Below are 25031 nucleotides of genomic sequence, written 5' to 3'. Positions count from 1 at the left end.
AACGATCAAAAAACCAGCCATTAGAGCACCAGTTATTAAGAAGCTAAACCAAGAGATGCTATGAACTGTATACTGTTACCTGCTGAGAACTTCTCGACAGACAAAGCAAAAATTGATGCTATGGCACAAGTCAATCATGTCAATAAAGTATTGGGTGCAAAAGTCGGTGACACGCTAAAAATCGGACAGCTCGGTGGTCATTTGGGTACAGCTACCATTGAGAATATGGCACCTGACCGTATTCAACTGTGCAATGTTCAGCTCGACGTTATACCGCCTGCCAAACCAGATGTGACAGTTGTTTTAGCCTTGCCACGTCCTAAAGTGCTACGGCGTCTAATCATCGATATGACGGCGCTTGGCGTACGTAATATTGTTCTGATTAATAGCTACCGCACACAAAAAAGCTATTGGCAAAGTCCGATGCTTGAGCGCCTCGATGAGTTTGTATTAGAAGGACTACAGCAAGGGGTTGATACGATTGCGCCTAGGATTACGTTACAAAAGCGCTTTAAGCCGTTCGTCGAAGATACCTTGCCACGTCTGATGACTAATCAAGCGATCGTTGCGCACCCTTATGGAGAGCAGTCATTTTCTGAATGGCTACAGAGTAACTCATCTCTAGGACTACCAAGTTTAGTATGCATCGGTGCTGAGGGCGGCTGGATTGACTATGAGATTGCGTTACTCGCGGCGCAGGGCTGTATGCCTGTGCATATAGGACCACGCATATTGCGTACAGAAGCCGCAGTCAATGCTATCTTAGGACAGTGGCTGCTCTAATCTAATACCACGTCTCTAAAGATTTTTAAATCGAGTCTCCAACGAAAATTATTGGCATCTATAATTGCTATCTATAAATAGCACTCAAGGTCAATAATGGGTGTGTTTCTGAGTTCAATAAATGTATTGATAACTACTATCATTTCCATTAGTATGTTGTTCTCACATATTATGGTCTTGTGATTCCTGATATTTAAGGGTTTTATAGCCATTTTTTTTACCATTTGTTGTACCTTTTTTATAGCACTATTATGGGGAAAACCATGTCATTGAATACCATCAGCGCTAACCTTATGTCTACGAAGCTTGTTTTACCTGCGGCCGTATTTGGCATGATGTTGGGGTTAGCCGGCTGTAGCAATTCATCTACTACAGAAGAGAGCGCAGAAGTAGAAGCGCCAGCAGCTGGTACTGAACAACAAGTAGCTAACGATGATGGTGCTACTAGCGCAGATGGCCAAACGATTACTATTTATTCTTCACGTAACGAACAGCTCATCAAACCACTACTAGATCGTTATACCGAGCAGACAGGGGTAAAGGTTGAGTTGGTCACAGACCAAACAGGCCCACTCATGGCGCGTCTAAAAGCGGAAGGTCAAAATACCCCAGCTGACATGCTATTGACCGTAGATGCGGGTAACCTATGGCAGGCGGCAGAGCAAGGGTTGCTGCAACCAGTAGCGTCGTCTGTGCTAGAAGCAAATGTCCCTGCAAAGTATCGTGATCCAAAAGGTCAGTGGACAGGTTTGTCGCTACGTGCGCGTACGATCTTTTATGATCCAAGCAAAGTCACTGCTGACCAATTATCTACTTATGCTGATTTGGCCGATCCTAAATGGAAAGGCAAGTTATGCTTGCGTACTTCTAAAAAAGTATACAACCAGTCACTTGTGGCCAGCATGATGGAGCATTTGGGTGAAGAGAAAACTGAAGCCGTCATCCGTGGTTGGGTCGATAATCTAGCGACTGATGTATTCAGTGATGATACCAGCATGTTAGAGGCGATTGCTGCTGGGCAGTGTGAAGTTGGTATTGCCAATAGCTACTACTATGGTCGTCTATTGGACGAACAACCAAACTTCCCTGTTAAGATATTCTGGGCAAACCAAGACACCACGGGCACGCACGTTAATATCTCAGGCGCTGGCGTGGTTGCAGGCTCGGACAATCCAGATGGTACGCTTAAGCTTATAGAGTGGCTGTCATCTGATGAGGCACAAGGTCTGTACGCCAGCTCAGACAAAGAATTCCCAGTTAAAGAAGGGGTTGATGAGTCAGAGATGCTCAGATCGTGGGGTGAGTTCAAGAAAGACGATATCAATGTACAGAAATTCGGTGAGCTACAAACCCAAGCTATCCAGATGATGGACAAAGCGGGCTATAAATAAGAGGCTACCAATAATCGATATACCAAGCTCAAAAATATATGTCTTGACGAATAGTTTTATAGACAAGTCATGAAGAGTAAGTTGTCAAAGCAATGATAATTTTGAGTTTGGTATTAGTTTATAAGGTCTCGATGAGTATGACATGGTAATGAGAATATGATCACAACGCCAGATACGTCCCTTACTCAGAACGATACCGTCCATGACAGTGTCGATGACGAGCAGGCTATCAGCCAAGACCACGCCCTTCGTAAACGTATTATATCGAAATCAGTCTTAGGGCTGATTTCGTTGTTTATGCTGGTGCCAATTTTGATCGTGCTGTTATCGTGGACTCAGCCAGTTGCAGATATTTGGGCACATATGGCAGACTATGTACTGCCTCAAGTGCTCAAAAACACTGCAATTTTATTGCTTATGGTGACGATTATCTCGGGCACTATTGGTACGGCTCTTGCTTGGGTGACCAGTATGTACCGCTTCCCTGGTCAGCGATTTTTTTCGTGGGCATTGATGCTACCGCTAGCGATACCTGCCTACGTATTGGCATTTGTTACTATCGGTATTGTTGATTTTAGTGGGCCGCTCCAGACAGGGTTACGTGATTTTGGTATCAGCACCGCGATTCCGTCAGTACGTAATGTATGGGGTGCAGGTTTAGTCTTGTCGCTGGCGTTCTATCCTTACGTTTATTTGTTAGCCCGTCAGGCGTTTTTGTCTCAAGGCAGACGAGCGATTGAAGCAGGGCAGATGCTGGGCTTGAGCCGGAGCCGAGTGTTTTTTCGGTTGGCATTGCCGCAGGCATTACCGTGGATCATTGGCGGATTGTTGCTGGCAAGTATGGAGACCTTGGCAGATTTTGGGGCGGTGTCAGTATTCAATGTTGACACCTTTACCACAGCGATTTATAAGGCGTGGTTTGGCTTTTTTAGTTTGACTACGGCGGCGCAGCTGGCCGCGTTGCTCATCGGTGTGATCTTTATCGTGGTATTGTTTGAGCAGTATTGGCAGGCCAAGCGTGGTAGCTCACTGACGCAAGGCAGTAATCAACGCTTTGATGCTAGCAAGCCTGCCAAAATAGGTATGACGCTACTATGTACCGTTATATTTTTGGTGGCGTTTTTGGTGCCAGTTTTACAGCTGGTTTATTGGACAGCGCTGAATTTCCGCCAAGATTTTGATGCGCGCTATATTGATTTTGTGACCAATAGCCTCATGATTGCTAGTATGACCACGCTTTTTATTGCCTTTTTGGCGATTATTATCGCGTGGATCAAACGGCAGTATTCTGATAAGTCGACCAAGCTTATGACCACGTTGGCCAATTTAGGTTATGTGGTACCTGGTACGGTGTTGGCGGTAGGTATATTTATTCCTATTGCGTGGCTTGATAATCAAATGATTGCCTTTGGTATTACCTCGCAGCAAGTGTTGTCTGGTAGTGTCATCGTGATGCTACTGGCATTATCGACACGTTTTATGACGGTGAGCTTTCAGCCAGTAGACAGGCAGCTGCAACGATTAACTGTCAATCAAGAGGCGGCGGCAAAGCTACTAAGCGATAGCGCTTATCAGCGCTGGCGTCATGTGATGTTACCTGTGCTTAGCCCTGGTGTGCTCACGGCATTGCTGATGGGGTTTGTGGAAGTGATGAAAGAGATGCCAATTACGTTGATGACGCGGCGTCAGGGCTGGGATACGCTTGCAGTGAGAGTGTTTGAAATGACGAGCGAGGGTATGTGGGGACGGGCAGCACTACCCAGTCTATTAATTGTGCTGGTTGGTTTACTACCTGTCTGGATACTATTGCGTCAAAGTGACAAACATAGCTAATAGCAACAAAGCTAACCGCTGCTTAAAAACCTGCTATATTCGATAGCGCTTAGCGCAACTGATATTATTATTTTACTGTTTACCTAAAACTGTACTTACCAATAGCGAACTGGGATTGTCTATGTATACTGACTCAATCAACGACTCATCAGATCCTAAGTCAGTCAAGGCTGGGGTAGACATCATCCCTGCCAAAAAATCACCAATCACCCAAGCTCGGACATTGCCGGGGCAGCCCAGCGAGCCTTTAGAACAAACCAATAGCGTACGCCAAGACAATGAGAGAACTCTCGCTGGCAACCCTTATTTTAGTGTGCAAAACCTAATCGTCGGCTATGACGATACTATCGTCGTCAATGGTATGTCGTTGATGCTTGAGCAAGGAGAGATTGGCTGCTTTTTGGGTTATAGTGGTTGCGGAAAGACGACAGCATTACGAGCGATTGCAGGACTAGAGCAAAGCCGCGGCGGTACCATTCACTTAAACAACCAGCGCTTGACTGAAAAAACCACTCGGCACTCATTTGCCGTGGCACCAGCCAAACGTGGTATGGGGATGGTGTTTCAAGATTATGCGCTTTTCGGTCATCTAAGCGTGGCCAAAAATATCGCCTTTGGTCTCAATAAATGGTCAGCTGCTGATAAAAAAGCTCGAGTAGCAGAAATGCTGAGCTTAGTTGAGTTAACTGAACATGCGGACAAACGTCCAAATGAGCTGTCTGGCGGGCAGCAGCAGCGTGTGGCTCTTGCAAGGGCGCTTGCACCCAAACCAAAACTACTACTACTTGATGAACCGTTCTCTAACCTAGATGTGGTATTACGCGAATCGCTGGCAATGAATGTCCGCGATATTCTTAAAAGCACCAATACCACAGCGATATTGGTCACTCATGATCAGAACGAAGCATTTGCCTTAGCAGACAAAGTCGGGGTTATGGATAAAGGTAGACTGGTACAGTGGGCGACTCCAAGCGAGTTGTATCATGAGCCTGTTAGTCCTTTTGTCGCGGAGTTCGTTGGTGAAGGTGCGATGATAGACGGTATCATCAAAGAAGGGCATGTAAAAACAGCACTGGGCAATATTTATCGCCGTATGGAAGTCTATGATGACTCGGGGCAGCCGCAGTACTGCGAGTATGACTATCCAAACGGCACACCGATCAAAGTGCTGGTACGTCCTGATGACATTATTCATGATGATGACAGTACGCAGACAGCCTTGGTGGTGGGACGCGTCTTTCGCGGTGCTAATTATTTGTACCGATTGCAACTAGATGATGGGCAGACTGTCCTGTCGTTGGTTGCCAGTCACCACAATCATGCGATTGGCTCACATATTGGAATTTTGCCGTTGTTAGAGCATGTGGTCGTATTTGATGAAAAAGACATCAATGCGACCACGTGGTCAGAATATGATAGATCATCAAGAGTCGATGAAGGTGTCTAGCAAATATCAAAGCTATTATTTATAAGAAATAATGGCTTTTGTCATTGATATCACCAGACACTAATTAAGCGTGCTTTGCTGCCAAAATATGTAAATATCGTCCAAGCCACTTGTACGGCTCTAGTTGTGAGTAACGTAACTCCATTCGTATCACTGCATCTGGGTCGTTATGCCCACCGCGTTTGAGCGGGGCATAATCATGAAAAACTCGCAGACCACTGCTGCGCACGGTTTGATATTGATGAGCCTCTAACCACTGCTCAACCTCTTCTTTGGCAACCGGATGGTTGGGTGTCAGGCTTTTTTTATTGTCTGCCTTATAGTCATTATTATCAAGTAAATTAAAATTCCCCATAATCAGGTTACGATAATCAAAGCTGGCTGGGTTATAAAAGCACAAAGATAACGCGCCATCATCTGTCAAATACTGATTAAAAAAGTTCATGACCGCTGCTGGCTCTGCGAGCCACTCCAGTAGCGCATGACACATGATTAAATCAAACTTTTCTGTTTCTATGTGGGCCAGCTTTTCCTCAAGCGCTTGATAGGGACAGACATACCAAGCGATGTCTAATTTTTGCTCAATCTGATCTGCACTCGCTTTTGCTTTTTCGAGCATATTTGCTGATATGTCATTGATGACTACGCTATGACCTTGGGTGGCGAGCTCTATCGCAACCTGTGCAAGCCCTGCACCTACATCCAAGATACGTAAAGGTCGCCCAAGCGCCTCACTCACTTGCGCGCTATATTCAAAGATATCACGGCGCAGTACCGCCAGTCGAATCTCACCTTTTAGCCCACCATAGACCTTTTTTTCAAAATGATCAGCAATAGTATCGAAGCTACGATCTGTTCGCTCGATCTCTGATGTTGTAGCGTGGGTTGGGTCAGGGTGGCTGTCTTGATGTTTAATTGGCATAAGGTATTTAGATCAATAATTAAGAGGTTTGGAGGATAATCAGCGAACTACTAAACCGCTACGATGTTACCCTCCCTAGAGGTACTATGTGTACAATCTGCGGTCGGCTGCCTTGTAGCTGTTTTAGATTTCTTTGACTATAAGAAAAATATTCAATATGAACTAGCGTTTTAAACGTCTATTAATAACCCATTTAAAAACGAATTTCGATAAAACAATGATGATAAATACGACGATAACAAACACCCACATACCACTACCTTGTAGGTTTTCTTGGTAGGCTTGTGCCAAGTACGCGGATAAAGCCATAGCAACAAAAAGTGCTCCCCAGCGGACATAAGGTACGGCACGATTGTTATGATTGGGAAAGCTGGCAACATAATCACTCGAAAAGCTATATAGCACCATTGCTAAAATCCAAATAATCGCAAGAATGATATCCATAATATAAGTAGCCTGTTAGGTCGTTATTTAAGTAGGACGTGTTCAACATGCCTTACTGTAGAAGATGAGTTAGTGTAGCGTTTAAATTTTTTTTGTCTAGAGCGTGTTTTCGATTTACTCGACAACCATTCAAACAGGCTAAATGGGCCAAAAACAGCAAAATTAGCCAATCAAAACGTCCCTGTTAGTAATATATTTTTAGAGGATATTGATTACTTGAAATATTGGGGTTAGTAGGCTGTTTTGCTTGATTTTAATGACGCTCAGAACCCCTAAATCAGCAAATTTGTGCTAAAATAGCTTCTTTTATTTATTATCAAAAATATCATCATTTTCCCAATATTTTTCACGCTTTATAGTGTTGCTTTGCTTGTTATGTTTATTGGTTCTTATCAGTATTTAATGAGGCAAATACGCTATCTATAAAGCCTGCAAAATTAATAGCGTGGATATGAGTGAAGGAGTGTATATGAGCGAGTCGGTCAGTCCTATTGGTATCGTAGATGAACTGAAGCAGTCCTATCTGGATTATGCGATGAGCGTGATTGTCTCGCGTGCGCTACCTGATGTGCGTGACGGGTTCAAACCTGTCCATCGCCGCGTGATGTATGCCATGCATGTGCTATCTAACGACTACAATAAGCCATACAAGAAGTCCGCACGTGTAGTGGGTGATGTCATCGGTAAATATCATCCGCATGGTGATAGCGCGGTATATGATGCCATCGTACGTATGGCGCAGGACTTTAGCTTGCGCTATCCAATGGTTGATGGTCAAGGTAACTTTGGCTCGATCGATGATGATCCTCCGGCTGCTATGCGTTATACCGAAGTACGTATGACCAAGCTGACCCATCAGATGCTAGCGGATTTGGACAAAGATACGGTCGATTGGGAAGACAACTACGACGGTTCTGAGCGCATGCCAAGTGTGATGCCAGCGCGTATTCCTAATCTATTGGTCAATGGTGCGACGGGTATTGCCGTTGGTATGGCAACCAACATGGCACCGCATAATTTGACCGAAGTGATTAATGCTTGTCTAGCGTATGCCGAAAACCCTCAAGTCTCAGCCGAAGAGTTGATGTCACATATCTCAGGTCCTGATTTCCCCACGGGCGGCATTATTTATGGTCGTGCGGGCATTTTAGACGCTTATCGTACGGGTAAAGGTCGCCTGCATATCCGTGGTCGCTATCATATCGAGCCAATGAGCAACTCTGGGGTCAACCGTGATCGCGAGCGTATCGTATTTACCGAAGTTCCTTATCAAGCAAACAAAGCCAAACTGATCGAGCGTATTGCTGAGCTGGTTCGTGATAAGAAAATCGAAGGTATTAGCGAGATTCGTGATGAGTCTGACAAAGACGGTATGCGTATCGCTATTGACTTACGTCGCGGCGAAACCGCTGAAGTTATCGTTAATAATTTGTTCTTACAGACGCCGCTAGAGTCTAGCTTTAGTATCAATATGGTGGCGCTCGATAATGGTCAGCCAAAGCTATTGACTCTGCGTCAGCTTATCGCTGCGTTTGTCCGCCATCGTCAAGAAGTAGTGACACGCCGCACGATTTATGAATTAAACAAAGCACGCGTCCGTGGTCATTTGCTCGAAGGCCTGACCGTTGCTCTAGCCAATATTGATGAGATTATTGCAACGATTAAAGCGTCTGCAAACCGTGGCCTTGCACGTGAAAGCTTATTAAATAACACGTGGGGTTCAGGTAGCGTCGTTGCGATGCTTACCGCTGCGGGTAGCCAGTCAGTACGTCCTGAGTTCATCGAAGGCGAAGATCCAAAAGCGCCGTTTGGTTTAATTGAAGGCGAGGAGCGTTATCGCTTGTCACTTGAGCAGGTCAATGCGATTTTAGATATGCAATTGCATCGCTTGACTGGGCTTGAGCAAGATAAATTGACTGAAGAATACCAAGACTTGCTACGTGAAATTGCTCATCTAGAGTCTATTTTAGGTGATTTTGATAAGCTAATGACCATTATCTCTAATGAGATGATTGAGATTCGTGATAACTTCGGTGATGAGCGCCGCACCGATATTATTGATTCACGTATGGACTTTAGTCGTGAAGACCTTATCCCTGAGCAAACCGTTGTCATGACGGTATCGCGTACGGGTTATGCCAAAACTCAACCGATTGATGATTACGTGGCACAAAAGCGTGGCGGTAAAGGCAAGTCTGCCACGGCGATGAAGGAAGATGATGTAATCGATCATCTGGTCGTGACATCAACGCATTCGACAGTATTATGTTTCACTGACAGTGGTCGTGTGTTCAGCTTACGCGGGTTTGAAGTACCGATCGCCAGTCGCGGTGCTCGTGGTCGTCCATTGGTCAACCTGATTGGTCTAAACAGTGATGAGACCGTAACGACCATACTACCGATTCCAAAAATAGTAGAAGAGTCACCGGTAAAAGATGACGATTTATTAGTAGATAATGAATCATCAGAAGACAGTAATGAAGCAGAAGCGCCATTTGTCTTCTTTGCCACGGCCAATGGTACGGTGAAGCGGGTAGAGCTGAAGCAATTTGCCAATATTCGCTCGAACGGTTTGATTGCGGTTGGATTAGAAGATGGTGATAAGTTGGTTAGCGCGCGCATTACCAATGGTAGCCAAGAAGTCATGTTGTTTGCGTCGAGCGGTAAAGCGATTCGCTTTGATGAAAACGATGCTCGCGCGATGGGCCGTACAGCAAAAGGCGTTCGCGGTATGCGTTTGGCGACCGATGAATTTATCAAATCATTGGTGGTTATCGAAGATGATGTACGTGAAATCCTGATTGCTTGTGAAAATGGCTTTGGCAAACGTACCTTTGTCGAAGAGTTCAACACACAAAACCGTGGTGGCGGCGGTGTGATTGCAATCAAGACCAGCGAGCGTAATGGCGCACTAGTACGAGCGACCAAGGTTGACTCTACCGATGATATTATTTTGATCTCTGATAAAGGAACGCTCGTACGTACCCCAGTTGAGCATGTCGCCAGCTCTGGTCGTAATACACAGGGTGTCACGCTTATCCGTCTATCAAAAGATGAGAAGCTGGTCGCTATGGCACGTGTTGAGCACGAAGAGAGCGACGATGAGTTAGTTGATGCCATGAGAGAAGACGGTACATTTGAGGTAGAAGGTCAGGAGCAAATAGATATTGATGCGACCACTGACAATACCGCAATGACCGATGCCAATGATGCTATCGACATTGCAAATGACCATACGCTAAATGATGACAAATAATACTTATAGTAATTAGCTTTTCAGTCTAGTTTTACATCATTTTTCTAGAAAAAAGCCTCTGACGTTCTCGTCGGAGGCTTTTGTTTTTTTGATTTATTTTTCTCAACAATTTACACAGGGTTCTATTTTTAAGGCTGTTGTTATGCTCACGACCAATCAAACTTTTCAGGGAACGATTGCATCCGTATCATCAAGCTTTTTGTTCTCGATGATGTTTTTGTTTGGGCTATTCATGTTGCCCTTGTCAGGGACACAGGTGGCGTCATGGCGGGTACTGATGATGCTACTAAGCTTGGTGATATTGCTCAGTCTAACCAAGCAGTGGCAGCATGTCTTTGAGTATATAAAAACACTAAAGACACCCAAAGAGTGGCTCATATTTACATTGCCTGCCCCAATTCTAGGCGGCCAGATATGGCTGTTTATGTGGGCGCCAGTTAATGGCTTTGGCTTGGATGTGACACTAGGCTATTTTTTATTACCATTGATGATGATCGTGCTTGGTCGGTTTTTTTACCATGAGCACATGAGTACTTTGCAGTGTGTGGCGGCGATATTTGCAGCGTTAGGTATTGGCTATGATGTGTTTCAATACGGTTCGGTGTCTTGGGTGACGCTGTTTGTGTGTTTGGGTTATCCGCCGTATTATCTACTTCGGCGTACCCTCTCTGTACCACCCATCACGGGCTTACTGTTTGATTTGGCATTATTGACACCCGTGGTGCTCATCATACTCTACATGACAGGTGGTTTTAGTGTGGCAGCACAGAACATAAAGTTTTGGTATTTGCTGCCGTTGCTGGGTGCTTTTAGTGCGATGGCAATGTCACTGACGATGGTCGCGAGTAGTAAGTTGCCAGTGTCACTATTTGGTGCACTGAGCTATATAGAGCCGATGCTATTATTTGTGTTGTCCATTACGGTTCTGAGTCAAAGCCTTGAAGAAGGTGGTTCGCTCTTTATGTACGGTATGATTACGCTTGCGCTACTGGTTATGATGGCTGATAGTGTGGCAGGGTATCTGGCTCGTCGCCGAGATGATCATCTGCATGGATATAGAGAGCCACAGGTAGGAGGCTTTCCGCCGCGTCGTCATTTTATCAATCAGCGTATCGATGGCGTACTAAAAGCCCATCGTTTTCGCAAGATTCGTCACTACCAAAAAAAGATGAATAAGATACAGCAAAAAATCGAAAAACTTGATGCAAAATAATTATTTATCTGCATTAAATTTACTCAATATATAAGTTAATCTACTAGATGCATACTGGCATTGCTTATCTATTCTGACTTTGACATAATGCGCCCCATGATGTAAGCCTAACACATCAAAAGCGTTCAACTTAGATTGCGCTACGACCTTATATGCAAAAGCCTCAGACGTTCTCGTCTGAGGCTTTTGTTTTTTTTTAAAATTGCCAAGGATGTGCCCCAATCTCTAAAGGCTGTTGTGATGTTGACTACTAACCAAACCTCGCAGGGTACGATCACTGCGGTGGCTGCAAACTTTTTATACTCTTTGCTGTTCTTATTTGGTTTGCTACTGCAACCCTTATCAGGTACGCAAGTCGCTTCATGGCGTGTGCTTACGATGTTTTTTAGTCTGGTGCTGCTGGTCAGCGTACTAAAGCAATGGCAGCACATTTTTGATTATCTAAAAACTTTAAAGAACGCCAAAGAGTGGCTGTTGTTTATATTACCCACACCGATTTTGGGCGCGCAGATCTGGATATTTATGTGGGCGCCAGTCAATGGGTTGGGACTTGAGGTCACGTTAGGTTACTTCCTATATCCTATGATTATGATTGTTGTCGGCAGGTTCTTTTACAACGAAGATATGAGTCTACTTCAGTGGGCTGCCATTGTGTGTGCAGGTCTCGGTATCGCTTACGATATCTTTGCATATGGTGCGATCTCTTGGGCGACTTTATTTGTTTGCTTGGGCTATCCACCATACTATCTGCTACGTCGCAAGTTGGCAGTACCGCCTATTACTGGCTTGATTTCAGACCTTGTATTGTTATTGCCAGTGGTATTGGTCGCGCTGTATATGAATGGTGGTTTTGAGGTGGCAATCACCAACCATAAGCTTTGGTACCTGTTGCCTCTGCTCGGCATCATTAGCACTGCGGCGATGTCATTGACGATGGTCGCGAGTCAAAAACTACCTGTCTCACTATTTGGGACTTTATGCTACCTTGAGCCAGTATTTCTATTTATATTCTCGATTGCAATTTTGGACCGTAACTTACATGAAGGCGGTTCCATCCTGATGTATAGCATGATTTTTATCGCATTGCTTATTATGATTGCGGATAGCGCACTTGGTTATCTGGCGCGCAAACGTGACAATCGCCTACATGGCTACAATGAGCCACAAGTGGGTAGTTTTCCGCCGCGTCGTCGTCTTAAAAACCGCCGTATCAAGGGCGTACTGATTGCGCATCGATTCCGTCAAATTAAGAAGTATCAGCAAAAGATAGATAAGATGACGCGCAAGATTGAAGCGCTAAATCTATCGTAATGCTAATGAATATAGCACTATCGCAGTCAATAGAACTGACTTGGTAGGTAAGATTTTTTGCTATTACTCTACAAACTTGCTGTGTCAAAGGGCACTAAATTAAGCTATTATCGAGGAAGATGCTGCTGCGCTTAATTAAGGGCGCTGCACTATGTTTAAGAAATTATGTTTAAGAGATTATGTTTGAGAAACTGTCTCTAAGTGACGGTATCTAAAAGGCTGTCTCTAAGAACGTATCTCCTAAACCTCAGGGCTGACCCAAAACAATATATGACTAGGACGGTTTATGTTACATCTTCATCATTTAGCAAACTCACGCTCGTTTCGTATCATTTGGCTTCTAGAAGAGCTAAACGCCGATTATCAATTGACTTGCTATGAGCGCAATAAAGCATACCGCGCCCCTGATAGTCTAAAAAAAGTGCACCCAATCGGTAGTGCGCCAATGCTAGAAGTAGACGATCGCGTATTGCTTGAATCGGGATTCATTATTGAGTATTTGATTAAGCACTATGACAAAGAAAAACAGTTCAAGCCTGACGATAGTGACGAAGCGGCGTGGGAAGCCTATACGTTTTGGCTACATTTTGCAGAAGCCTCGCTGATGCCGTTGTTGGTTATGCGTCTAGTGTTTACAAAGGTTGTGAGTCAGTCACCTATGTTGATCAAACCGATTAGCAAAAAAATCCAAGGTCAGGTCGAAAAGAACATGATCGGAAATGGTTTGGACAAAATGCTGAACATGATGGAACAGCACTTGAGCAAAAACCATTGGTTCGCAGGTAGTGAGTTTAGTGCTGCTGATATTCAGATGCACCTTGCTGTCGTAGGCGCAAACGCGGGCGCAGGTCTCAATAAGAGTAAATATGCCAATATCTTAACGTGGCTACAACGTTGTGAAGAACGAGATGCCTTTAAGCGTGCCGAAGAAAAAGGCGGTCGTCTTAATTTTTAGATGATGCTGGTATTATCAAATTGGTATCATCAATAAGCACTGCTCAGTACTTGGCTTATTACTCGAGTAGATATTTAGATAAAAGGTTTTGTTTATTTTTAAGCAAAGCCTTTTTTAGGATAAAACAATGACAGATTCCAATAGACCGAATCATACAGATCTAAGCAAAAACATTAACTACAATCAGCCATCAGGACAGAATATGCAAGATAGACAAGCTATCGACAGCCAGCAGGTATCTATCAAGGCATGGTCACAAAAGCTACTGGTTGTTATTCTATGTGCCGCCAGTTTTTATGGTGGTTGGAAATCTTATGAGTCCAACATGGTCAATGAGTGTACCGCAAATGGTGGGCAAATGATTGAGGCTCAACGAACCATGATATGTCAGCGGTCATAATAAATGTCCCTGACAAATAAAAGGCATCATCTATGCTAAAACTAACCTTTTTGGGAACCTCTGCCGGGGCGCCAACCAAACAGCGTAATGTAACTGCATTGGCAATTGAGTGCTTGAATGTTCATAACTCTGGTTCGCAGCAGCAAGGCAAGCCGCAGCATAGTAGCAATCAAAATAAAAAATCACGTCCTTGGCTACTCATTGATTGCGGTGAAGGCACACAGCAGCAGCTGCTACATACCAAGCTGTCCTTACGTCAATTGACTGCTATCTGCATCACTCATGTCCATGGCGATCACTGCTATGGTCTACCAGGATTGCTGGCGAGTGCTGCGATGTCAGGACGCCGTGATCCGCTAACGCTTATTGCACCCAATGCGATTGCTACCTTGCTTGAGGCTATCGTCTCAACGACTGAGCTATACCTACCATTTACGCTCGATTTTGTGTCGATAGAAGACTTACTCTCACAAGAGAGTGACAAAGGTAAAGTGACGCTAGAGTTAGATGGACAGCAGCAGATTATGATAGAGGTCTACCCGCTATCGCATCGCGTGCCGTCTTATGGGTTTGGTATCACTCAGACCATCAGTCGCCGACTATTGAATACTGATAAACTCAAAGAGAATGGTATTCCAGCAAGTGCACTATGGGGCAAATTACAACAAGGCTGCGATGTTATCACCGAGGACGGTCAGCAATTGCGCTCAGCAGATTATGTTCATAATGATATGCAGCGTACAAAAGTAGTGGTGGCGGGTGATAACGATACACCAGAATGCCTGAGTGATGCTGTTGCTGATACAGATCTGTTGGTGCACGAAGCCACTTATACGCATGAGGTTTTAATGGCTATTCAAGCCAGAAATCTAGAGTTTGACCCTATGCATAGTAGCGCGCATATAGTGGGTACCTTCGCGCAAAAGATAGGTGTGCAGAATCTGATTTTGACCCATTTTAGCGCTCGTTATCAGAGCTTTGATAACCCAGAGAGCGAAACGCCAAATATGGCCTATACCCGCTTAGATGCGCAAAGTGTCTATAAAGGTAATCTATGGATGGCGGCAGATTTTGCACAATATACGGTCGATGGTGCTGCCACCTTAATAGACGACAAACAAGATAACCGCGTACAGTATGTGGGTTCTGCACGCAGCAATCAGTTATGATTTCATAGACATAACTTTATAGGCATGACTTTATAGGTAAGGTGTTACAGGTATGGATTAGCAGCTATTGTTTATTTGTGGTCCTCAAGCGCCAATTGTATTTTACCGCTCCAGTAACGGCTAAATTGATAAGCCACTCGTCCTGAGCGCCCACCACGTTCAGACGCCCAGCGCAGAGCATCCATTCTTATCTTGTTGGCCAAGCTGCCATCATCTGCAGTCACCTCCACATCATGATCAGTATGTGCCGAGATTTTCCGTTGTTCTAAATTCAGGTAATGTTGAACAATCTGTAAATAGGTCTGTTGATCCATAGGATGAAAGGTCAATGATAAGCCGAATCGATCTGACAATGACACAGTCTCATCAATAGTCTCGTAGGGATTGACCTCGTCGGTCTGACCATTGTAAATATCAAGATTGTCTTTCATCATTTGAGGGAGCAGACGACGGCGATTACTGGTGGCATAGACCAGTAGTTTGTCTTGCTCAGAGTCTAGCGCGCCATCCAGCACGCTTTTTAGCGCGCGGTAACTTTCATCTTGACCATTGAACGCCAAGTCATCACAGTAGACGATATAGCGACAGTTCGAGTTTGCTGGCAGCTCGTTAATAGCCGTGCGAATCTTATCCAGTACTTGTAGATCATCACGCGCAATCTCAATAATACGCAACCCTTCGCTATGATACGCTTGTAGCAAGGCGCGAATAAGGGAAGATTTACCGGCACCGCGTGTGCCTGTCATCAAGACGTGATTGGCGGGATAATCTCTTAAAAATTGGCGCGTGTTCTGTACCAGTTTTGATTTTTGCGTATCGATACCTTGCAAGTCATCTAAACTCAAAAACAGATTGACTGATAAAGGCTGCAGGTGACCAGTACGTCCACCAACCCAGCGATACGCCAGTTGATCAGGGTCAATCTCAATGGTAGGCGTGACGTGCTCTTGTAAATACTGACCGAGCAACTCTAACAAGGGGGCGGGCAGGGCATATTGGGTAGACTGTGACATAATAACTCTAGTGGTAAAGTGGCGGTTTGGTAATAAGATGGTGGCGTGATTGGGGCGGTGCAATATGATAGATAACAACACTGTGCAAAATAGTGCCAGTAATTCGCCTATTAAACAAGCCTTGCAAGCGAAGTCTGGGCAACTATTGCCAGTCATCACCCAAGCATTGTCAGAGCGAGCATATAGTAAAATAGTGCATCAGCGTATTAGTCAACAATACAGAGAGGGAAGCACAGAGCAGACTCAAGAGAGCGACACGCAACATATCAGGCAGAGCAGGCAGCAAAACTGCTATCAAGGTCTAACGCGCGCCCAACATTTACAGTATGGCAGGGTGATGATCAAATGGGAAATATCCAGCACTTCAGATGTGCCACAAAATATCTCAGATCTAACTCATGAAATAAGCGTATTACAATCGCTAAGTGTTTCGCAGAAGATTCAATCTACTACTATCACACCATCTGTATTTGACAATTACGATATAGATATCCAAGCGTTGGAGCAGCCTCAGCGATTAACGGTATTGGTTATGCCGTATTATGAAAATGCTAGCCTAGCCAAGCTGCTCAATCATCAGCGCCACTCATTTCTAACTGACGAGCAAAAGCATCATTTGCTTGTACAGTCCGCTCAGCTCATCCTCAGTCTACACACAGCTGGTTGGTTGCATAATGATATTAAACCCAGTAATTTTTTGCTTAGCAATATTAGCAACATCCCGAAGGATAATGCTGGTAGCGACCATAAAGCAGCTGACTTACTACTGACGGATTTTGCATTAGCCCAGAGAAGTGATCAACCAAACGCAATAAATTCTGCTAGCGGCACACCAGCATACTTAGCGCCTGAGCGTTGGCAAGGGCAAAAGGCAACCATACAAAGTGATATTTACGCGTTTGGTATCATGATGGTTGAGATGTTGACGGGCGCGCGACCATTTAGTATAAATTCTAAAAGTCAGCAACCGATGACAGATTGGGCCATGCAGCACTGCCAACAACCTATTATTAGGCTGCCAATAGCGTACATTCACTATCAAAGCATTGTTGATAAGATGCTGGCGAAGCGAGTAGAGAAACGATATCAGAGCATGGAGGCTATATTGGAGGCTTTAAAAGATTGTAATGGTGAGTAGTAAATTACAGACACAAAAAAACCTGCTAAAAAGCAGGTTTTGATATTTGGTCTAAGATGTACTATCCGAAAATGGTGGGGCTGGAGAGACTCGAACTCTTTTTGCTATAGTTTAATATAAATCAATAAAAAATTAATATAATAAAATCATATAGTTAAAATAAATCATTTTGATTGGTTTAAATGGTTTTAATGCAAACTGCGTCAAAAACTGCGACATATTTAATTATCGGGTTGGCCAAGCTTCGCGGAGTCGTCTAGCTTCTTCTTGTTCTCGAGCTGCGTTTTTTGCCATCTCAAGATATCTAGCTGAGCATTCCGCAAATAGTCCGTTGACTGACTTGGTGTAATCGATGACGGCGGTTCGATTGGCATTGATGAGACTGGTTTCAATGTTGATGATACTGTCTGACAAGCTGTCATTGATAACGACAATACTGTCATACTTATCAGCAATTTGCTTTTGTCGTACTGTGCTTTGATTGACTGCATTGATGACTCCTTGGAAGTTTTGCTGCTCTATTTGCCGAACGTTTGACTCGTAATTTGCACGCTCAGTCGCTAAGACAAGCTCATGTTGCACTTTGATGGTGTCAATCGCGTGGCCACGCTGCACATAGAATATAGATAACACCGCGATAGCAACTATGAGTAAAGCTATTACGAGCCAATGCCAATAGTGCCATGCTATTTCTAAGAGTATTTTGATTGGTTTAAATGGTTTTGGCTCCAGCTTTACGGTTTGCAGCTAACGCCGACGTGCTCAGCGATGACATCCGCAAGCTCACGTGCCAGTGCCCATTTGCTAGCTTTATAAGCTGCTAGCTCATTCGGATTAGAGATAAAAAACAACTCTAATATGATACCGCCGCCGCGTACATAACCCAGTCTTGAGTGTTGTCCGCTATTTTCTGGTTTAAACCCGCCGTCGTTGCCGCGAGTAGGGATTCCAAGCACTTCACTGACAGCAGTGCACAGATTTCTACAAATGACTTTGTCTTTAGGTTGGGCCAAAGCTTCAACGCCACCCGCTTTTGGACTATGAAAAGCGTTGCAGTGAAACTCAATAGCTAGATCGCCTTGTGGAATGAGTTTAATGGCGCTGCGCAGCGTGTCGTTCTCACTACCATTACCGTCGGTGATTGCTTCGATACCAAGATCCTTAAGGCAATACGCGACGATGTTACGCATATCAGTTGCGATTTCCGCTTCGGTTACGTTTCCGTTGACTGCGCCTGGGTCTGTGTTTGAATGACCCGCTGTAATGACTACTTTTGACATAATGTTTACCTTGTTTTAGGCATTAAAAAAGCCCCAAAATTGGGGCTATGTTTAATGCGAATTATTATTTATCTATATTTTCAACGACCTTTTCGCCGATTTTATCTGCAACTTTCGCAGCAAACTTAGGGCTAACTACGTCTAGCGCTACCATCAGATATCCCGAAAATGCACCTGCTGGAATTGATATTAAACAAAGCGGCAAAAGGTAAGTCAGTCCGAACTTCTTTTGCAGCACTTCAGCAATCGCGCTGCCTGCTACGATTGCCGTAAATATTAGAATTAATGATATTTTTGCATCATATCCCTTTTTGTTGATGCCATATATTCCACCAACAAACCCACCAAACATACCGAAGATCACCTGTGGAGTGAATGAGGTTATCACTTCTGATACTAAGCTCATTACGTCTCCTTAGTGATTGCTCGCTCTTTTATAATTGCGCTCTTGATTCTCTTATTACCCGCAAAAAACATAGCTCCTGCCCAAATACCAGTAAAAACAGTCGCAGACGTTATCATATAAAGCTGTGATGCGTAGAAAGCGCCCATCACAATACCCCATGCCGCCGATGATGCTATCATACACAAACCACTTGCCTTACTCGCTCTTAGCGACGGGATCAGCATTGATATCAGCTGTAGTATTCCAAGCGTTAAGAATGCAACGAACCACCATACTGATATGTCATCGAAAACCGCATAGCTTTGTAGTGCTGTCTTGCCCTTTCCAATCGTTTTAAAGTATATAAAAACTAAGCTAAACCCTGTTGTATATGCAAAGTTGACGAACTCAGCGAACGTAATCGTCATTGCTAAGTAGCGTCGTAACTCACTAAAATGCTTGCTTGTTTTTTGCAGCGACTCTGATTTGCACAGCCAGTTATTAAAAGCTAATGCGCGTAATACTGTTTGTTTGATGTCCATAACGCCCTCAAATTTTAGTCGTAAAAAAACCGCCTTAGGTGGCGGGATTGGTTATTTAGCAGTCGTACAGACAATGATAATATTTAAGCTTTATGAAGACACCGCTATAATCATAACCAAACCCTTCTTTGACGTCGCTGTCTCTTCTATAGCTATAGCCACTTGAAACTTCGTACTTCTTGTTTTTTAGTTTTACACCAACGATACCATTGTAAGGTGATAGTCTATGGATGTTATTTTGATAATTCTTTTGTACTGTATCGACATGAGCATCGAGAACCTCGGTCATGGTATGTTCTGTGAATAGTCCTACCTCTGCATGAGACAAGCTAGATACTAATAGTGCGAATACTACGTAAAGATATTTCATATTAGTCCCTTTTTATTAAAAGTTAGTCACATCAATCACCAGAGCGTATAGCGCGAAAGTGTTACCTATCCATCTATCAGCCAACTCGCCATCTCTGTGCTCCACTGTCTCTTCCAGTGCAATGAATGAGTCTCGAAGAGCGACTCCTGAAGTCTTAAAGTCTGAGCCACTTGCCCACAGGGGTTGCCGCACTAGTACAATCGCTGCGGTCTTGCTGCTGTATGACTTTCGCCAATGGGTCACTCTGCCTGAAACTGTCGTTCTAGACTGTCTAACGTCAGGTATATTGATAATGTCTAATATCTTCAGAGGTTTCTGGCTGCTGTTGAACACTATAGTGCCTGACGCATCGTAAACTTCTAGACCGTAGTTTTCATCAGAAACAGGTTCAGAGCTTGTAAAAGCATGCATAGTACCGAAGCCTTGCATGCGGTTTGTAGTATAGGTCTCACCATCTTCCAAAACTACTCTACGGCCTTTAAAGTAATTCTGGGTCATTATCTGATTGTTGTCAGGACGCCATGCGTAGATAGGTCTTGGGTCAGGATATAAATCACCTACGTTGCTGCTGTTGGAAAAAAGTTTGTGACTAAAACTTAAAAGCGGGTGCGTATCAAGCACCTGCTTGCGCCCCTGGTCATCAATTACTTCAAATCCCGTTGCCATCTAATACACTCCCACGTAGATAGTTCTATTATTGTATGTACTTGAGTTAGTCACAGTACATGTACTGCCGTTGAATTCTACGTTTAAGTTAGTAGTATCTCCTGTATGCCTATATTCAGGAGATACTATGTAAAATGGCGTTTCAGTAGCTAACAACGGGTCGCTAAACGTAACTGGGTCGCTAGATACTTTGAAAACACCAAGTATTTTCACCGTTTGAGACGAAGTGTCCAATACCATAAAGCCATCAGTATCCCAGACTTGCAAACCTTGACTCATAAATACTCCTTACCAAAGTCCCAGTCGAACGCGCAAGACATTATTGTCATCATAAACACTAAGTAAGCTATCTTTTATCTCAAGACGAGCGCCGGTATCTGCTGATTTGAAGTGACCAATCGTTGCTGACAATGAGGATAGTGACTGGATAGATGCTGTATTTATTTGTGCTAGATCAATGCTCGATTTAGCTATATAAGTATTACGCATATACGTACCAGCAGGGACGGTGATGCCATCGATAGTTTGCGGTGTGGTTAATACCATAAATGGTGATGATGGGTTATCAACTCCGTTCGCGGGTGGCGCTATCGAAAATTTATCAGCACGTATTGAGAAATCGCTTGGCTGACCTGCATTGTTGACGAGCCCAAAGCCGACAATCTTACCTGCGATATCTAACTTTAGTGTGTACTCACTGCTAATACCATCAACAACCTGCTTGGTTTCTTGCAGCGTTGCAGTGTTATCACCGACTGTTGCCTCAAGTGTGGTAACTTCGCTTGCTATCGCACTGGTTGCTGTTGCTTCCGTTTCAAGACGCTGGACTAACTGAGCATTACTATCTGCGACTTCAGATTGCAGATTGGTAATACGCTCGTTAGCAGCATAGTTATCACGGGCTACGGTTTTCCAATATGTCCATTGCACCGAACGACTTGCATCCGCGTACTTTGTTGCGTCCGCGTATCTTGGTTTGTAGTCAGCAATCACGCCTTGCAGCGACTCATACTGCAAGCCTAGCTCATTATTAATCTCAGCTTGCTCATCGAGTATCGTGATAATACTGTCGTTAGCATTATTGGCTTTGCCTAGTGCGTCATTGGCTGTTTGTTGTGCTGCGTTGGCTGCTGCTTGAGCATCAAGAGCCGCTTTGTCAGTGACAGCGACCCATGCGTTACCGTCCCAGCGCTTTGGTGTGTTTTTACCTCCGTTTGTGTCAATCCAAAGATTTTGTGCAAGCTGTCTCGCTGCGGCTGGCGTTTGCCATTGGTAAATAACCTCCCCTTTGTTACCTGCTAACTGGGCTGCATTGGTGGCTGCCAGTTGTGCATCATCTGCTTTTTTCTTGGTGTCGATAATCGCTTGGATGCGATCTTCTGTTTCTTGTCCAATCGCGTCCTCATTCTCGCTGATTTTACCGATTTTACTCGTAAGGCTTTCATTGAGTGATGACTCATCAATCTGACCCTGTATCAAGTCCATGACTTTATCAGCACTAGCATCAGTCGTGCCTGTTACCCATGCTGACCAATCGCTCGTATTACCTAATTTATCGACAATACGCGCGCGATAAGACTGTGATAAATTACCTTGCAAGCCGTTTACGGTATGAGTGTCTGTACTATAAGCAAACTGTCCAAGTGCTGTTACATTGACATCAGGTGCTGACCCAACTTGTATTTCTGTATACGCAGTGTCACCGCTGCCCGCACTAAACGCCCAGTCAAGACGCATACCAAATAGCAGACCTGTGACTTTTAGGTTTGCCAATACAGGCGGTTTGCCCGCTTTGCCAGTGATAGCGGTGAGTGTAGATTTTGTCGGTTTCGATAGCGCATCAAATGCTGAGACAGCGCGCACACGTGCTAGATAATTGCCACTGTAGACACCATCTATATCGACACTGATATTGCCGGTGCGTGGTAGCTTGATCCAATCGCCATCGTCTTTGCGCCATTCAACATCATAAGCGACGGCATCATTTACCTGGTCCCATGTAATAACCAGTGTTGTGACGGTTTGTGCTTGTACTTCGCGGTGCCGTGATGCCACGGCGACACTTTCAGGTGCTTGGATGATGTATGGATTAAACGGTGGCGCTGGTGGGGTTGGTTCAATAATAGTACCGTTATCAATCTGAGCTTGTAGCGTACCGTCATACTGTAGTGCGGTATAGCTGTACTGCGTTCTATCCTCATTTTCTGTGATAGACAGTACGATAAATGGCATCGTCGGTAGCTCATCGCTATCGATAGCCCAGACATTTTCGGCAGCAACGGGGTCGAATTCGGCTTTTACTGTAATATTGCGTCCAGATACGCTCAAAATCTCACGAGTTTGGGCGCGGCCAGACTCAAGATTGACAGTCAGACGGTCGCCTGTCGTTGCAGGGATGTCGTCACGGTCAACAGTGATGATAGTACGATCAGCACTGACTGCTGAGATACGACCGCCATTATTAGCGCCAGTAAACATCATATCCGCAATATCAACACGGCTGCCGACTGTTGGTAGTTGACCATCCAGACCCATTGCAAAGTTGACCGTCTGAGTGCGGTTTTGTTCAGAGAGTAGAGCAGCTAGCCCGTGGCGGTACGCTTGACCCTCACTTGTACAACCGACTGCGGGCATATCAAGTGGATTAATGCCGTATTTTGCAATCGCGCGCTCATTGCGTACGGTCACGTAATCGGTCTCGTAGTTGTTGTCAGGATTTGACCAGGCAACTTGTACCAGCGTGTGCCGGTCATCTATCGATGTGCCGGACTTGTTAAATGCCCCGCCGACCACGTTGGCGCGGGTGATGACATAATCAGCATCGCGCGGGGTATCTGCATCAAGTACGATTTGTGAGCCGTCCCAAAACGACATGCCGCGAAATATCCCAGCGATGTGCTGTAATACTTGGTACGCTTGCTCATCAACTTGCAAATACAAATTACAAGTAAAGCGTGGCTCGGTGCCGCCTTTTCCGTCGTCAACTGGCTCATCGCAGACGCGCGCGATATGCGCGATGGCCCATTTATTGATCATAAATGGTTTGAGCCTGTCGCCAAGTCCATAACGATCATTAGTGATCAAATCGTAATACACCCATGCTGGGTTATTTGTGTATGCCGTTTTGAATGTACCGTCCCATAGACCCGTGCTAGTGCGTGTCTCTGCATCATAGTTGCTAGGTACTTTTAGGTAACGACCAAACATGTCGACCGATACTTTTGGCATATTGCTAAAAGTACGAGCATCAAATGATAAGTAAAGCAATGCTGTGTGCGGATAGCGGAGCTTTGCATCGATAATCTCAGCGATGCTGTCGATTTGCATCTGATTAAATGTCTGCTCATTATCGCCATCAGCGGTGATTTTTCGGACGCGAATCTGCCACCCTTGCGTCGCTTCAGGCAGTTTTACGTTATGGGTGCGTTGGTAGCGACCAGACGTTTTTGCTTTGATGCGGGTGTCAAGCACCGTAACGTAGCCATGCCCATCAGTTTGCACATCGATTGCGTAATCAACCGTCGTACCGATGATGTCGTTTTTATCAGTTGTTTCACTTAGACGCGACCATGATACGTTGATGTTCGTGCTAGACAGCAGGGTATTTGTGATTGTGCGAATCCACGGCGTGCCGCTACGTAAGATCGTACCAATAGCAATTTCGCTGCTGAGATTGGGTAACCCTGCGATGTGTGTCTGGTCAACCGTGCCGTGACGGATCTCCCACTCGACATTGTCAAAGTTGGGCGTACCATCTGCACCAATCAGTGGCGTACCGTCTAGCATGATACTAGCAGCGCCGTCGGCTAACCCTTTAACTTCACCATCGGACAGTGCGTATATAATCTTAATTTTACTGATAGATGCGACATCGTCTTTTGCGATACTTGGCTGATGGGGTTTTTCTTGACCGGCTTTAGCGCCTTTGATTACTGATAATGACATTATGTATCCTCATTGACGACCATCATGCTAATAACAGCACCGCCAACATGACGGCGACCATACAGCAAGGGCACCGGATTGCCCTCGGCGACGGTAGTAACTGCACCACCAAATGCGTAGCTGGGTTTATTACCATCGGGATCTTGTGGAGTAATAGTAGGGCGGGGCATCAGTAGTGATGCGGCGCCGCCAAGTATCATCCCTGCGCCTGCGGCGGTTAGTGCAGGCTGTCCTAAGAAGAAACCTGCGCCCACTAACGCTGCACCGGCAATCACTTGCACCCATCCAAGTGCATCACCACCTGCACCAGTGATTTTTGGGACGATACGAATCACCTTGGCACCAGTTTTCATTTCAACTTCAGTGGTGCTAATGCTGTGCTTGTTGTCATCATAAAATACGGCAAAAAAAAGACCGCTCTCGTGGGCGGTCATCATAAAGCTTCTAAAGCCATCGATTTGGTAGCTGAGTGCCTCGCAGGCTTCGCGGGGCGACTCGACATCAAGCTCAAAAGATTTGCCAAACTTTTCGGCTAAGACGCCGTGTAGTTCGATGCGTCGTAGCATAA

The 25031-nt window shown here is 44.8% G+C and carries 22 protein-coding genes; 11 read left to right on the top strand and 11 right to left on the bottom strand.

Features of this window, described 5'->3' with window-relative positions:
• The first annotated feature begins 60 nt into the window (after window positions 1-60).
• The 4 genes from ACTXGL_RS02610 to ACTXGL_RS02595 all read left to right on the top strand — a co-directional run bounded on the left by ACTXGL_RS02610 (window position 61) and on the right by ACTXGL_RS02595 (window position 5454).
• A complete protein-coding gene (locus tag ACTXGL_RS02610) occupies window positions 61-783 on the top strand; it encodes a 16S rRNA (uracil(1498)-N(3))-methyltransferase (protein WP_443524666.1) in 723 nt (240 codons plus the stop codon).
• A gap of 263 nt (window positions 784-1046) precedes the next feature.
• Complete coding sequence (locus ACTXGL_RS02605; protein ID WP_443524665.1) at window positions 1047-2174, top strand: extracellular solute-binding protein; 1128 nt, start codon at window positions 1047-1049, stop codon at window positions 2172-2174.
• Window positions 2175-2330: 156 nt separating this feature from the next.
• A complete protein-coding gene (locus ACTXGL_RS02600) occupies window positions 2331-4007 on the top strand; it encodes an ABC transporter permease (RefSeq protein ID WP_443524663.1) in 1677 nt (558 codons plus the stop codon).
• A 121-nt stretch (window positions 4008-4128) separates the two neighbouring features.
• Entirely contained in the window at window positions 4129-5454 is a 1326-nt protein-coding gene (locus ACTXGL_RS02595) for an ABC transporter ATP-binding protein (protein ID WP_443524661.1), read from the top strand.
• A gap of 64 nt (window positions 5455-5518) precedes the next feature.
• Here the strand turns inward: ACTXGL_RS02595 and ACTXGL_RS02590 are convergent, their stop codons facing one another.
• Together ACTXGL_RS02590 and ACTXGL_RS02585 are read right to left on the bottom strand one after the other, a co-directional pair.
• Complete coding sequence (locus tag ACTXGL_RS02590; RefSeq protein WP_443524659.1) at window positions 5519-6376, bottom strand: methyltransferase domain-containing protein; 858 nt, start codon at window positions 6374-6376, stop codon at window positions 5519-5521.
• A 162-nt stretch (window positions 6377-6538) separates the two neighbouring features.
• Window positions 6539-6820, bottom strand: coding sequence for a hypothetical protein (locus ACTXGL_RS02585; protein ID WP_443524658.1), 282 nt, complete (start codon window positions 6818-6820; stop codon window positions 6539-6541).
• A 469-nt stretch (window positions 6821-7289) separates the two neighbouring features.
• Here ACTXGL_RS02585 and gyrA point away from each other — a divergent pair, with 469 nt between their 5' ends.
• The 6 genes from gyrA (at window position 7290) to ACTXGL_RS02555 (ending at window position 15124) form a co-directional block, all read left to right on the top strand.
• The gene (gyrA, locus tag ACTXGL_RS02580) at window positions 7290-10076 is read left to right on the top strand and encodes a DNA gyrase subunit A (protein ID WP_443524656.1); all 2787 of its coding nucleotides are present in this window, start codon (window positions 7290-7292) and stop codon (window positions 10074-10076) included.
• Window positions 10077-10218: 142 nt separating this feature from the next.
• Entirely contained in the window at window positions 10219-11289 is a 1071-nt protein-coding gene (gene rarD, locus ACTXGL_RS02575) for an EamA family transporter RarD (RefSeq protein ID WP_443524654.1), read from the top strand.
• 240 nt (window positions 11290-11529) lie between these two features.
• Window positions 11530-12600 (top strand): EamA family transporter RarD, encoded by a 1071-nt coding sequence (gene rarD / locus ACTXGL_RS02570; protein WP_443524652.1) that lies wholly within the window; start codon window positions 11530-11532, stop codon window positions 12598-12600.
• Window positions 12601-12886: 286 nt separating this feature from the next.
• Entirely contained in the window at window positions 12887-13555 is a 669-nt protein-coding gene (locus tag ACTXGL_RS02565; RefSeq protein WP_443524650.1) for a glutathione S-transferase, read from the top strand.
• Window positions 13556-13682: 127 nt separating this feature from the next.
• A complete protein-coding gene (locus ACTXGL_RS02560) occupies window positions 13683-13955 on the top strand; it encodes a hypothetical protein (protein WP_443524649.1) in 273 nt (90 codons plus the stop codon).
• A gap of 32 nt (window positions 13956-13987) precedes the next feature.
• The gene (locus tag ACTXGL_RS02555) at window positions 13988-15124 is read left to right on the top strand and encodes a ribonuclease Z (protein WP_443524647.1); all 1137 of its coding nucleotides are present in this window, start codon (window positions 13988-13990) and stop codon (window positions 15122-15124) included.
• Window positions 15125-15195: 71 nt separating this feature from the next.
• On the opposite strand, the gene ACTXGL_RS02550 is transcribed toward ACTXGL_RS02555, so the two are convergent.
• The gene (locus tag ACTXGL_RS02550) at window positions 15196-16137 is read right to left on the bottom strand and encodes an ATP-binding protein (RefSeq protein ID WP_443524645.1); all 942 of its coding nucleotides are present in this window, start codon (window positions 16135-16137) and stop codon (window positions 15196-15198) included.
• A 64-nt stretch (window positions 16138-16201) separates the two neighbouring features.
• Here ACTXGL_RS02550 and ACTXGL_RS02545 point away from each other — a divergent pair, with 64 nt between their 5' ends.
• Window positions 16202-17275 carry a serine/threonine-protein kinase gene (locus tag ACTXGL_RS02545; RefSeq protein ID WP_443524643.1) on the top strand — a complete coding sequence of 358 codons (1074 nt, stop codon included), beginning with the start codon at window positions 16202-16204 and terminating at the stop codon, window positions 17273-17275.
• 225 nt (window positions 17276-17500) lie between these two features.
• Here the strand turns inward: ACTXGL_RS02545 and ACTXGL_RS02540 are convergent, their stop codons facing one another.
• The 8 genes from ACTXGL_RS02540 to ACTXGL_RS02505 form a co-directional block, all read right to left on the bottom strand.
• Window positions 17501-17908 (bottom strand): hypothetical protein, encoded by a 408-nt coding sequence (locus ACTXGL_RS02540; protein WP_443524642.1) that lies wholly within the window; start codon window positions 17906-17908, stop codon window positions 17501-17503.
• Window positions 17909-18009: 101 nt separating this feature from the next.
• Entirely contained in the window at window positions 18010-18555 is a 546-nt protein-coding gene (locus ACTXGL_RS02535; protein ID WP_443524640.1) for an N-acetylmuramoyl-L-alanine amidase, read from the bottom strand.
• A 64-nt stretch (window positions 18556-18619) separates the two neighbouring features.
• Entirely contained in the window at window positions 18620-18961 is a 342-nt protein-coding gene (locus ACTXGL_RS02530) for a hypothetical protein (RefSeq protein ID WP_443524639.1), read from the bottom strand.
• Complete coding sequence (locus tag ACTXGL_RS02525) at window positions 18961-19482, bottom strand: hypothetical protein (RefSeq protein WP_443524637.1); 522 nt, start codon at window positions 19480-19482, stop codon at window positions 18961-18963. The genes ACTXGL_RS02530 and ACTXGL_RS02525 overlap by 1 nt, the downstream gene beginning before the upstream one ends.
• A gap of 55 nt (window positions 19483-19537) precedes the next feature.
• Window positions 19538-19852 carry a hypothetical protein gene (locus ACTXGL_RS02520; protein ID WP_443524636.1) on the bottom strand — a complete coding sequence of 105 codons (315 nt, stop codon included), beginning with the start codon at window positions 19850-19852 and terminating at the stop codon, window positions 19538-19540.
• Window positions 19853-19867: 15 nt separating this feature from the next.
• Window positions 19868-20518 (bottom strand): hypothetical protein, encoded by a 651-nt coding sequence (locus ACTXGL_RS02515; RefSeq protein WP_443524634.1) that lies wholly within the window; start codon window positions 20516-20518, stop codon window positions 19868-19870.
• Between the two features lie 288 nt (window positions 20519-20806).
• Window positions 20807-24463 carry a TipJ family phage tail tip protein gene (locus ACTXGL_RS02510; RefSeq protein ID WP_443524632.1) on the bottom strand — a complete coding sequence of 1219 codons (3657 nt, stop codon included), beginning with the start codon at window positions 24461-24463 and terminating at the stop codon, window positions 20807-20809.
• Window positions 24463-25029 (bottom strand): tail assembly protein, encoded by a 567-nt coding sequence (locus ACTXGL_RS02505; protein ID WP_443524630.1) that lies wholly within the window; start codon window positions 25027-25029, stop codon window positions 24463-24465. The genes ACTXGL_RS02510 and ACTXGL_RS02505 overlap by 1 nt, the downstream gene beginning before the upstream one ends.
• Between the last annotated feature and the right edge of the window lie 2 nt (window positions 25030-25031).

The sequence above is a fragment of the Psychrobacter sp. T6-6 genome (genome assembly GCF_052258185.1).
GTDB lineage: Bacteria > Pseudomonadota > Gammaproteobacteria > Pseudomonadales > Moraxellaceae > Psychrobacter.
This window is presented reverse-complemented; position numbering and strand designations above follow the sequence as displayed.